Origin of the sequence: Streptomyces sp. ISL-43 (genome assembly GCF_018614195.1) — a bacterium.
Taxonomy (GTDB): Bacteria; Actinomycetota; Actinomycetes; order Streptomycetales; family Streptomycetaceae; genus Streptomyces.
The window spans coordinates 22,428-28,478 of the sequence record NZ_JAGGOT010000102.1 but is presented as its reverse complement, the minus strand read 5'-3'; the positions used below and the strand labels follow the sequence as shown (position 1 = coordinate 28,478).

Genomic DNA, 6,051 nt, shown 5'->3' with positions numbered 1-6,051 from the left:
CCCACACCAGCCACCATCACCCAGCACGCCCCGGCCTAAATCACCAGCATTGGACCTAGACCCTGTGCGCCTGGTGGAATCCGAGTGGCAGTGCATGCTCCAGGAGGCGCGCGAACTGGAGTACTCCTGGCAGGAGCAGTACCAAGCCCTGATCGAGGCGGCGTACGCCGAGCCGGCACTGCACGCCCTCTACCCGTTCACGAGCCACTGGGCGCTGCGCTTCTCGACCACCACCCGCCCGAGCCTGACTCTTGGCAGCCCGTGCCTGACCGCGGGCAGCGACGGCACGTACGGGGTGGGAAACGGCTTCATCACCCCGGACCTCGGTGTGTTCACCACTGCGCCCGAGGCCGTGGCCCTGGCTGTGCGTCATCTACCGTCCGGCCTCGGGCCGGTCACGCTCGGCCTGCCACTCCGGCCACCCTCCTGAGGCGCCTCGGCAGGTCAGGGGTCCACGGAAACCAACGTTGCAGATATGCATGGGGAGTTACGGCCTTGGCGACCAACGGAACAGTCAGTACGTGAGATTGATCTTGAACAGTGAGAGGGCCCCGGCGGCATCGCCGGGCCCCCTCACGTGGTGGGGCAATCGCAGGTCAGCCTTGCGGTGCGAAGAGACGTTCCTTCTGGTTGCTGCCGAGGCCGCGCACTCGGCGGCTTTCGGAGATCTCCAGTTCGGTGAGGGTTTTCTGGGCCCGAACCTTGCCGATGCCGGGAAGACCTCGACGACGTCCTCCAACGCGTCGTCGTCGAGGGCGGCGCCTGCCCCTGGAACCTGGACTGCCACAACTTCGACAAGTTCGTGCTGTCCGGCGCCGACCTCCTCTACTGGCGGCGCAAGCGCGAGCAGTGGCGGCTCCTGGCCGAAGGCGCCCCAGACGAAGCCACCGCCGACTACCTCCACCGCTACTTCGAACCCACCGCCCGGGCCATCGACGGCCTGGAGAGCGCACTGGCCGGTCTCGGCCTGCCCGACGACGTGCCCGGGTCCACTCGGGACGTGACGGAGCTCGGCCACCACGGCACGGGCGACCTGGAGGCGCGGCTGCGCACCGAGCGGGACCTGGAGCGCGCCCAGGACCTGTTCCGCGTGAGCTATGCGGCGGCGTAGCGGGCGGGGGCGGGCGTGAAGTTGTGGAGTTGTCGTGGTCTGCTGCCTCTCGTCATGACGGTCTGGCGGGACAAAGACTCTCTTTGACGCCGGCTTGTCCGCGTGCGATGCAGTGATCGGGAGATGCCCGTGTGGTGCGCCGAGCTGGGGCATGCTGGGAGTGCGCAGACTCGCACTACCGCTGTGGCAGGGGGCCGGCTGGTGTTACGCATTCACTTCACTGCGGAAGACCTCGCGCGGACACGTGTGGCCGCGACGATCGGAGTCGCGGCGGAGACCTACTACAGCCTGGAATTGCTGAGAGGGAGCCGGGACCCTCACTTCCGCTCGTGGCGGTCAGCAGTCGCGGGCCGGATGGGAGCGGACACGCGCCCGCTGACGTCCCTGCTTCCGGTACGCGGCCCGGGGCTCGACCTGTTGGCCCTGATGGGTGAGGTGCCCTCGCTGGATCACGCCGTGGACAATCTCCTGCATGTACCCACGTCCCGGCTGCGACGTGAATTCGAGGGTCTCGACTTCCATCCCGGACACCTGCCGTGGGCCAGGAGGGTGTCCGAGGGGGATAGCGACGCGCGGCAGGAGCTCGCCGAGGCTGTGCGCGCCTGCCATCGGCTGACCGTGGAGCCCTACTGGCACGGGGTGCGGTCCGAACTAGTCGCGCTGTCCACCCGCTACGCGAATTTGATGCTTGAGGGAGGCATCGATCTGCTGCTGCGCTCGCTCTGCGCACCACTGGTCCGCTGGCGTCCGCCCGTGCTGGAAGCTCCCTACCCGCGCCGGACCGAGGTGCGTCTCCAGGGCAGGGGACTGATCATCACGCCCAGGGTCTTCTCAACGCGAGCGGTGAGCTTTCTGTGGGACCCGCTCGACACCGCCCAGCCGCCCCGGCTGACCGTGCCGGCCCTGCGCGGGCCGCTGACCGGTGTCGGCCTGGTCGAACCGGCCGGCTCCTCCGACCAGAGCCTGGAGTCACTGCTCGGCCGCACACGGGCTGCCGCGCTGCGTGTGACAGCGGAGGGCTGCACGACGACCGAGCTGGCACGCCGCCTCAACGTCTCGGCCGCAGCGGCCAGTCAGCACGCGACGGTGCTGCGGAACACGGACCTCATCACCACCAGCCGCCGAGGCGGATCCGTGCTGCACCTCATCACCCCTCTGGGGCTGGCGTTGTTGAAGACCGGCACAACGACGGAGCCATGAGCCGCACAGCCGACGTACTGGGACTGCTCGGCGGCATGGCCGAGAGCCGGGACGAGCACGGCGTGGCACCAGCCACGGTCCGGGAAACCGTGGCCGAACAGCTCCCGCTGCTCCTGCCGTTGTTGGCCGCAGGGGAGCCGGACATCCGCCGGACCGCTGCCTGGGTGGTGTCCCACACCCGCGCGACCTCGAGAGCGTTGCCCGCCCTCGACCTGCGCTGGGACGGAGAATCCGAACCACCGGTACGCGCGGAGGTCCTGGCCGGGATCGCCCGGCTCGACCCGCAGAGCGGCGCGGCGGTGGCCACCACCGTCCTGGACCCGTTCCAGCCCGCCGAGGTACGCATGGCCGCTGTCTTCGCCAGCCTCGACGCGGACGCTGCGGTCCGAGTATTCCAGGTCCTGATCAGAGCGGAGACCGGGGTCGTCCTGACAGTCGGCCGTCCGCTCCTTGATTGGGCCGAACGAGGTACGCAGCGGTAGTAAAGGAGCGTGTGGGGAATGCGTCAAGCGGGGTCGATTGAATGAGGGAGAGCGATGCGACGTCTTCGAATTCCTGCCATCACGCTCAGTGCGCTGCTCATGGCCGGCTCTGGTTTCGCAGTCGCCCAGGAGGCCGCTAGCCAACCGGAAGGGAAGAGCCCGGCAGTGAAGCTGGCTCCCCACCGCGTGTTCAGGAGCGGGCCGGTGACCGTAGATCGAGGACGCTACGGTACGGCCGTCGCCAACTGTCCATCGGGTCAGGTCCCGACAGGCGGGGGTTGGGAATTCGTCGGAGACAACTTCTACGTTCATGACAGCACGGTCAACGGCGATGAGAGGGGTTGGGCAGTGCAAGCCAAGTACACCGGCCTCAATAACTCTGGAACTATTGTCGCAACAGTGATCTGCACCGCCCTGTAACGGATCCAGGCGGAAAGTCGAGCCTTCGGTGATGAATCCCCGGCCGGGGTAACTCGCCGGGGGTTCCTCTTACCAAGCGGCCTTGCCCGCCATACCGCACACCCAGTTACCGCAACCGGCACCGGGATCACCCAGAGCAGCATCGCCGCATCCCTGGACATGCACACCCCGTGAACCGGGGGCAGCAACGGGGAGAGCCGCAGACCACCACCCGACCGCTCCGATCCGGACCCCGCCGTCACGCCCACTCGGCCGGCGGCAGCACACCGCACGCCGAGCCCGTGATGGTGGGATGGTGGGAGGATTCGGTGGGCGGCGTCAGATGTCGAGGAAGCGGACGTCCTTGGCGTTGCGCTGGATGAAGGAGCGGCGGGCCTCGACGTCCTCCCCCATGAGCACGGAGAACAGGTCGTCGGCGAGTGCGGCGTCGTCGAGGGTGACCTGGCCCAGGACGCGGTGGTCCACGTCCATGGTGGTGACTCGCAGTTCCTCGGCGTTCATCTCGCCCAAGCCCTTGAACCGCTGGATGGAGTCTTCCTTGACCCGCTTGCCGGCCTCGCGTCCGGCGGCCACCAGGGCGTCACGCTCGCGGTCGGAGTATGCGTACTCGAGGTCGTCCCGACCCCACTTAATCTTGTACAGCGGGGGGCGTGAGAGGTAGATGTGCCCGCCTTCGATGAGGGGTCGCATGAAGCGGAAGAGGAAGGTCAGCAGGAGAGTGCTGATGTGCTGGCCGTCGACGTCGGCGTCCGCCATCAGGATGATCTTGTGATAGCGGAGCTTGTCGATGTCGAAGTCCTCGTGCACGCCGGTGCCGAACCCGGAGATGAGTGCCTGGATCTCGGTGTTCTGGAGGATCTTGTCGATCCTGGCCTTCTCGACGTTCAGGATCTTGCCGCGGATCGGCAGGATGGCCTGGAACTCGGGGTTGCGGCCGGACTTGGCGCTGCCGCCGGCGGAGTCGCCCTCGACGATGAAGATCTCGCACTTGGTCGGGTCGTTCGACTGGCAGTCGGACAGCTTGCCCGGCAGTGATGCCGACTCCAGCAGTCCCTTGCGGCGGGTCAGGTCCCGTGCCTTGCGCGCCGCGACCCGCGCGGTCGCCGCGGCGACCGCCTTGCGCACGATGTCCGCGGCCTCGTTCGGGTTTCGGTCGAACCAGTCCGACAGGTGCTCGTGCACCACCCGCTGGACGAAGGTCTTCGCCTCGGTGTTACCCAGTTTGGTCTTCGTCTGGCCCTCGAACTGCGGCTCGCCGAGCTTCACCGAGATGATCGCGGTCAGGCCCTCGCGGATGTCCTCGCCGGAAAGGTTGTCGTCCTTCTCCCGCAGAAGCCGCTTCTCGCGACCGTAGCGGTTGACGAGTGTGGTCAACGCGGTCCGGAAACCCTCCTCGTGGGTGCCGCCGTCATGGGTGTGGATCGTATTGGCGTAGGAGTACACGCTTTCGGTGTACTGGCTGTTCCACTGCATCGCGATCTCCACCGACAGCAGGCGGCCGGCGTCCCCGGCCTCGATGTCGATAACGGTGGGGTGGACCGGCTCGCCCTTGCGCGCGTTCAGGTACTTCACGAAGTCGACGATGCCGCCGTCGTACCGGTAGGAGACCGCCTTGGCGACCTGCTCCTCTTCGTTGTCCGGCCCTGCCTCGTCCGCCGTGGCGGTCACCCGCGCCGCCGGCCGTTCGTCGGTCAGGGTCAGGGTCAGGCCTTTGTTCAGGAACGCCATCTCCTGGAACCGCCGTGACAGCGTCTCGAAGGAGTAGTCGGTGGTTTCGAAGATGTCGCCGTCGGCCCAGAACGTGATCGAGGTACCCGTCTGCGAGGTTTCCTCGTGCCGGGTCAACAGGCTGGTCGCCACCCCGTGCTCGTAGATCTGGCTCCACCGGTAGCCGTCCGCCTTCACCTCGGCCGACAGTCTCATCGACAGGGCGTTGACCACCGACAGGCCCACGCCATGCAGGCCGCCGGAGACGGCATACGCGCCGCCTCCGAACTTGCCGCCGGCGTGCAGGATGGTCAGCACGACCTCGATCGCCGGCCGCCCCGTACCGGGGTGAACGCCGACCGGGATGCCGCGGCCGTTGTCGACGACCCTCACGCCGCCGTCGGCCAGGATCGTCACGTCGATCCGGTCCGCGACCCCGGCCATCGCCTCGTCGACGGAGTTGTCCACGATCTCCTGCACCATGTGGTGCAGTCCTCGCTCACCGGTCGATCCGATGTACATGCCGGGGCGCTTGCGGACCGCGTCCAGACCCTCCAGAACGGTGATCGCGTTCGCGTTGTAGGCACCCGAGGTGGCCTCACCCTCGGCATGGCTGGCGGCTTCGGTTGTGGTCGGAACACCGGAATCGGTCAAGGAAACGCTCCCGTTCGGGCACGACAAACCACGCTGCCGCGCACACGCACGGCAGCGATCGGTCACTGATGGTTGAAGAAGCCCAGGCAGGCGGATACCCACCCTCAGGCCACAGCCTCGCCGCTTTCCGCGACCAAGGCACAGCCAACTGTACCTATCGAGAGAACGGTAACTAGGGCAGGAGGCCATCTAGTTAGCCACGTGGTGCCCGAACTCGGGGGTTGGTTAATCCCCCCACCTTGGTGGACTCAAATGCCCTCCAGTGCCCACTCTGGGCCTTCTGGAGTCATCTGCGCAGCGCGCCGAACCAGCTATTTTCAACATCACACGGCTATGCCTGTTCCCCCACGTGTCATCGCAGATCCGCGCCGTCGGGGCTCCCGCAGACTGATGCCGAAGCCGGTCGGTCGGATGCCCGCCTGGGCAGGCCGAGGAACGTCGAGCGCTGAGCGCCGGACACATCGATCTGGTTGATCT

Annotated in this window: 5 protein-coding genes and 1 pseudogene; 4 read left to right on the top strand and 2 right to left on the bottom strand. The window is 67.1% G+C overall.

Annotated elements, in window-relative coordinates; translation table 11 throughout:
• Positions 1-49 precede the first annotated feature (49 nt).
• On the top strand, positions 50-430 hold the full coding sequence (locus J7F03_RS39050; RefSeq protein ID WP_214957960.1) for a DUF6193 family natural product biosynthesis protein: 381 nt from the start codon (positions 50-52) through the stop codon (positions 428-430).
• 166 nt (positions 431-596) lie between these two features.
• Here the strand turns inward: J7F03_RS39050 and J7F03_RS42860 are convergent, their stop codons facing one another.
• Positions 597-953, bottom strand: a complete 357-nt coding sequence (locus tag J7F03_RS42860) for a hypothetical protein (RefSeq protein ID WP_374104453.1) — start codon at positions 951-953, stop codon at positions 597-599.
• Positions 954-973: 20 nt separating this feature from the next.
• On the opposite strand from J7F03_RS42860, the pseudogene J7F03_RS39035 reads away from it, so the two are divergent.
• From J7F03_RS39035 to J7F03_RS39025, 3 genes and pseudogenes are all read left to right on the top strand, one after another.
• A pseudogene (locus J7F03_RS39035) lies at positions 974-1,111 on the top strand (transporter); the annotation flags it as partial.
• Positions 1,112-1,567: 456 nt separating this feature from the next.
• Positions 1,568-2,311 (top strand): winged helix-turn-helix domain-containing protein, encoded by a 744-nt coding sequence (locus J7F03_RS39030; RefSeq protein ID WP_308380145.1) that lies wholly within the window; start codon positions 1,568-1,570, stop codon positions 2,309-2,311.
• The gene (locus J7F03_RS39025; RefSeq protein WP_214957959.1) at positions 2,308-2,793 is read left to right on the top strand and encodes a hypothetical protein; all 486 of its coding nucleotides are present in this window, start codon (positions 2,308-2,310) and stop codon (positions 2,791-2,793) included. The genes J7F03_RS39030 and J7F03_RS39025 overlap by 4 nt, the downstream gene beginning before the upstream one ends.
• Before the next feature lie 738 nt (positions 2,794-3,531).
• Here J7F03_RS39025 and gyrB read toward each other — a convergent pair.
• Complete coding sequence (gene gyrB, locus J7F03_RS39020; RefSeq protein WP_214957958.1) at positions 3,532-5,574, bottom strand: DNA topoisomerase (ATP-hydrolyzing) subunit B; 2,043 nt, start codon at positions 5,572-5,574, stop codon at positions 3,532-3,534.
• Positions 5,575-6,051 lie beyond the last annotated feature (477 nt).